The 4,086-nt window shown below is 44.4% G+C and carries 5 protein-coding genes; 4 read left to right on the top strand and 1 reads right to left on the bottom strand.

Annotated elements, in window-relative coordinates; all coding sequences use genetic code 11:
- Positions 1–174 precede the first annotated feature (174 nt).
- The 3 genes from AACX33_RS04830 (at position 175) to AACX33_RS04820 (ending at position 3,084) form a co-directional block, all read left to right on the top strand.
- Positions 175–2,085, top strand: a complete 1,911-nt coding sequence (locus AACX33_RS04830) for an ISL3 family transposase (RefSeq protein ID WP_227789449.1) — start codon at positions 175–177, stop codon at positions 2,083–2,085.
- Between the two features lie 200 nt (positions 2,086–2,285).
- Positions 2,286–2,636 (top strand): four helix bundle protein, encoded by a 351-nt coding sequence (locus AACX33_RS04825; RefSeq protein ID WP_227789448.1) that lies wholly within the window; start codon positions 2,286–2,288, stop codon positions 2,634–2,636.
- Between the two features lie 286 nt (positions 2,637–2,922).
- On the top strand, positions 2,923–3,084 hold the full coding sequence (locus tag AACX33_RS04820; protein WP_227789447.1) for a hypothetical protein: 162 nt from the start codon (positions 2,923–2,925) through the stop codon (positions 3,082–3,084).
- Here AACX33_RS04820 and AACX33_RS04815 read toward each other — a convergent pair.
- A complete protein-coding gene (locus tag AACX33_RS04815; protein ID WP_227789446.1) occupies positions 3,038–3,589 on the bottom strand; it encodes a tyrosine-type recombinase/integrase in 552 nt (183 codons plus the stop codon). The two genes, AACX33_RS04820 and AACX33_RS04815, sit on opposite strands and share 47 nt — an antisense overlap.
- A gap of 261 nt (positions 3,590–3,850) precedes the next feature.
- Between AACX33_RS04815 and AACX33_RS04810 the strand changes: the two genes are divergently transcribed.
- Positions 3,851–4,086: hypothetical protein (locus tag AACX33_RS04810; RefSeq protein ID WP_227789445.1), on the top strand; the 236-nt coding region annotated here is incomplete at its 3' end.

Raw genomic sequence — 4,086 nt, 5'->3', positions numbered from 1 at the left:
CTTTTTCAACACGCGGACATTTATTGATACAAAATTTTATCTAACTTGTTGCTGCAAGGTCTGAAGTTCCGTTAATTTTTGGTCAGCTTATGGTTCAAAGTTTGGCCATTTTTGCGGTAAAAGCACAAAACTTCACTCCATCAAACATTTGAGGAATAAGCCTCAGCAAGCCCTATGTCAGTGCTAACTCACCTGTTACCAGATTCAACCAATCTGAAACTTGAGAATTGCCAAGTTGACAAAATAAAAACTCAGATAAATTTGATTGTTTCCGCAATCAGTAGAGTAGTTAACTGTCCAGTTTGTAACCAACCAACTCACAAAATTCATAGTCGCTATGAACGCTTCTTAGCAGACTTACCCTGGGCTGATTACAGTATTACCTTACAGTTACGGGTAAGGAAGTTTTTTTGCATCAATACTTTGTGTAAACGACGCATTTTTACAGAAAGGCTGACCAATGTAACCGCACCTTGGGCGAGAAGAACTCTGCGTTTAGCTCAACGATTGAGTGCGATTGCTTTAGCTAATGGTGGTGCAGCCGGGGTAAGACTCTCGCAGCAATTGGGGATAAAAGTTTCTCGCAATACACTATTAAATTTAGTCCGCTCAATCCCACTACCACCAATCGTAACACCACATACTCTTGGGGTAGACGATTTCTGCTTTCGTAAATGTAAAACTTACGGCACAGCACTAATTGACCTGGAACGCAGCCGACCAATTGCTCTACTAAAAGATGCTAAGGCTGAAACCTTGGCAGAATGGTTAAAAGCTCACCCTGGTGTCAAAGTCGTCTCACGAGATCGGTCAAAAACTTATGAAAGTGGTATTCGTCAAGGCGCACCAGAAGCCATTCAAGTTGCAGACCGTTTTCACTTATTGCAGAACTTATCTCAAACGCTTGAGCAAGTCTTTGGTACTCACGCCGAAGCACTTAAAGAAGTGGAAAAACAAGTCTTGATTACTGATACGAAAGTGCTAAAAGAGGTGGAAACAGCACTTGAAGAAGGCAGAAGTAGGAAGGCAGGGGGCAGAAGGGAATTGGATGGGGATTCCGACCCCACCCAATTGCAGACCACTGAAATTCAAAACGAATGTGGGGGTCTTAAACCCTTTTTGGCAGAGAGTACAGACGGATTGACTGCACGGGAAAACCCTCAAACCAACCTTCTGCCGTCTGCCGTCTGCCCTCTGCCTTTCCCCGATAACCTTTCCCTAGTTGCTGAGGCTAATCCCTGCCCAGTTGTGCCAAAGTTTCCCCAAAACACATCTTTAAAAAGAAAAGTCCAATCCGCCAAGGCACGGGACAGACGGAGGGACATCCATGAGCAAGTTTGGAGTTTACGGTTTCAAGGCTTATCAGTGCAAGCAATTGCTCAATCCCTGGGAGTTTCTAGAAATACCGTATATAATTACCTGCGTAGCTCAACTTTTACCGAACGTCGCCAACGTAGCGACCAAGGTCTCAGTCTTCTCAACCCTTATCATGATTACCTCCTCAGCCGCTGGAATAGCGGTAACTACAACACCCAAGAACTGTTTGAAGAAATTCGACAGGCGGGCTATATCGGTAGTTATGCCACGGTCAATCGCTTCACTCGTTATCTCAAAAGCTTGCCCGGATTTGAACCAGCAAAAGGTTCAAGAAAAAACGCTTCCTCCAGGGTAAGCTCTTCTTCCCATCGTCCTCTCACCCCCAGTCGCGTCACAGCTTTAGTCTTACGACGACCGGAACTAACAGAGCCTAATGAGCGTGAAGTAATCGCTCAACTACAAACAGCTCATTCGGATTTGAAGTCAGCCATTGAGCTAGCTCAACAGTTTGCATCTCTTGTGCGTCAACGCCTGCCTGAGCAACTGGATGCTTGGTTAAACAAAGCTAAAAACAGCTCGGTTTCTTTGCTGCACTCTTTTGCTGTTGGTTTAGAGTCTGACTACGATGCTGTGAAAGCAGGTGTAACTATGTCAGTTAGCAATGGCCCCGTTGAAGGGCATATTAATCGACTGAAAATGTTAAAGCGGCAGATGTATGGTCGTGCCAAGATAGACTTGCTTGAGCGACGATTCTTGTTAGCCACGTGAAAAAGGCAAGAGGCAGAGGGCATTCGGTTTTGTTTAGAAGGGGATTCCGACCACTCATTCACAAGAGCCACCAATTGAAAAATTGGTGTGGGTCTTAAACCCTTGCTCCCTTTGGTCGCGGCAGAGGACACAGGCCAGTATTCCTTCTGCCTTTTTTCGGTATAATCTTTATACTTCAAACTTCTCTAGACTTCAAACTTATGAGCTACAGAAATCAATTTATCTGGCAACGGGCAGTTCAACTTGCTATTAATTGCTATAAGTTTACACACCTATTTCCTAAATCAGAATTGTATGGCTTAACCAGCCAAATCCGACGTTCTTCTGTATCTGTAGCATCTAATATAGCGGAAGGCTATGGTAGACGCTCAAAGTCAGAATATGTACAGTTTTTACACATTGCATTAGGTTCTTTAAGAGAACTCGATACACAATTAATTATTGCCAAAGAAGTAGATTTGGCAGAGAAAAAGCTTTTTACCTCCCTATTAAATGAAGTTGAGGAAATGCAAAAGATATTAGTTGCCAGTTTAAACAAACTCAAAGTTTGAATTTATTCTTTTCTTCTTCCGACTTCTGCCCTCTGCCCTCTGCCCTCTGCCTTCCCCAACCAAGATCACCAAAAGTTGCCAAGAACCATTTTTTGATTCAAGTCACAATAACCTTCAATTACTTCATGGACATTGCCACAATGCTAAAACAGCAGCAGATAAAATTGCTGTTTCAATTCAAGAGATAGATGAGGATTATCTCAACTGTAATCCCTTTTAACTCTGAATTTACAGGTGTGCTTGACAAGCACCAAATCACTGAGGAGCCGTGTGAGGTTAACGTCTCATGCACGGTTTTGTAGCCGAGTCAGGAGGGCGACTTCCTGGCTTAGGCATCCAATTAGGGTTGCGATCGCACAAATCTTGGTTCACTTCCTCCGGTATAGAAGACGGTATAGAAACTAAAACCCAATCACCGAAACAGCTTTGCGCTTCTGCTCAGGCGTAACCTCCAGATAACGCTGCAAAGTCCCCAAGTCACTGTGACCAGAGATTTCTTGAATAGTCCTCAAAGGTATGCCAGCGCTGGACATTTGCGTGAGAGCCGTTCGCCTAAACGAGTGCGTACTAACTCCCTCCACCCCAATCCGGTTGCAAGCAGCCCGTAAAATCTTATCAGCCATAAACCGAGTCAGCCGTTCAGTCACACCGCGCATACCGGGAAACATCATCTCACCTGGGGGCTGATACTCCGCCAGTATTGCTGCTAACCCTGGAGGGATGTCTACAATCCGAGTTTTGTGCTTACCTTTGGTGGTAGACTTGCGGAAAGTGATGGTTCCAGATTTGATATCAGTCTTTTTCAGAGCCAACGCTTCTGACACGCGACAACCAGTGAACAAGCAGATGCCAAACAGCGCGCGATCGCGGGAAGTGAGTAATCCTTCAGTGAACAATCGCCTCAATTCCTCTTGGTTTAATATTTTGCCTTGTCCGTTGCCGCTAACCTTCATCTTGACTACCTTCTGGGGGGGTACACGATTTACAGAAATCGTGTAACGAGGGACTAAAAGTATTGTAGCTTCGTTGGGGAGACGAAGGCGATATCAAGCCATCAAATCCAACTTATCATTCCCAATCGCTACAACCCGCATTCTGTCGTTGACTGATAAAACTTGCTTATGATTGCAGCACGATGACCAACTACAGGTATAATCCGCCAACTGCTTTGGCACTAAGATTAATTGGTACTTTGAACAGGGCGCAGGCGATATGTGGGGGCAGAGGAAGTTGAGGATGATGATGAGGCGTTTGAAGAGAAGATGCTGCATTTGACTAAAAAATTAGAGCAGCAGTTTACTGAAAGTGCCAAGCTAGAGACAATAGACCCATCCGAAAACTCGCAAGCCAATATTTACAAGGCTTTGATACCAGTCCTTGCAGATTCTGTTTCAACGAAGAAATCCGTGTTTGATATAGTTACTGATAGTTTAGAGCAGAAAAATACATA

Origin of the sequence: Nodularia sp. LEGE 04288 (assembly GCF_963896525.1) — a bacterium.
Classification (GTDB): domain Bacteria; phylum Cyanobacteriota; class Cyanobacteriia; order Cyanobacteriales; family Nostocaceae; genus Nodularia.
Note: the sequence above shows the minus strand (reverse complement) of the source record. Positions and strands in the feature narration are given on the sequence as shown.

Excerpts from the sequence above, each read along its gene's own strand:
- AACX33_RS04830 (WP_227789449.1), top strand. The coding sequence starts at position 175 with ATGTCAGTGCTAACTCACCTGTTACCAGATTCAACCAATCTGAAACTT.
- AACX33_RS04825 (WP_227789448.1), top strand. The coding sequence starts at position 2,286 with ATGAGCTACAGAAATCAATTTATCTGGCAACGGGCAGTTCAACTTGCT.
- AACX33_RS04820 (WP_227789447.1), top strand. The coding sequence starts at position 2,923 with ATGCACGGTTTTGTAGCCGAGTCAGGAGGGCGACTTCCTGGCTTAGGC.
- AACX33_RS04815 (WP_227789446.1), bottom strand. The coding sequence starts at position 3,589 with ATGAAGGTTAGCGGCAACGGACAAGGCAAAATATTAAACCAAGAGGAA.